Source organism: Haloferax profundi (assembly GCF_001469865.1).
GTDB lineage: Archaea > Halobacteriota > Halobacteria > Halobacteriales > Haloferacaceae > Haloferax > Haloferax profundi.
The window spans coordinates 1-341 of the sequence record NZ_LOPV01000627.1; the positions used below are offsets into that span (position 1 = coordinate 1).

1 protein-coding gene is annotated in these 341 nt (G+C 51.6%); it reads left to right on the forward strand.

Annotated features, from left to right (window positions below; genetic code table 11):
- Positions 1–108: 108 nt before the first annotated feature.
- On the forward strand, positions 109–341 hold a 233-nt coding region (locus tag AUR66_RS22930; RefSeq protein ID WP_231727961.1), incomplete at its 3' end, for a hypothetical protein.

Genomic DNA, 341 nt, shown 5'->3' on the forward strand with positions numbered 1-341 from the left:
CCACCCGGAATTGATCGGAAGTTCCATCGATTCGACACTCTAATTGACGCGCGGAGTCAGATCGAGGAAACATTCGAACCACAGCATGAGGATGCTCCACAGGAGTTGGTGAAGGAGGTTCACGACAACCCTCAGAGAATTGCATCGCGTCTCGTTGACTTTGAAAAGATTCGTGGGAAGTCAGAGGTACGAGACGAGATGGAGGAACTCTGTGCAATTGCCTTTGCACAGCTAGGGCAATTCCCGATGCAACCGCTTGGAATGTCCCAAACAGGGAACCGTGTTCCGGACGGTCTCGGATTTCTCTTTGATGAAGAGCACCGCCACACGACGATGATCAT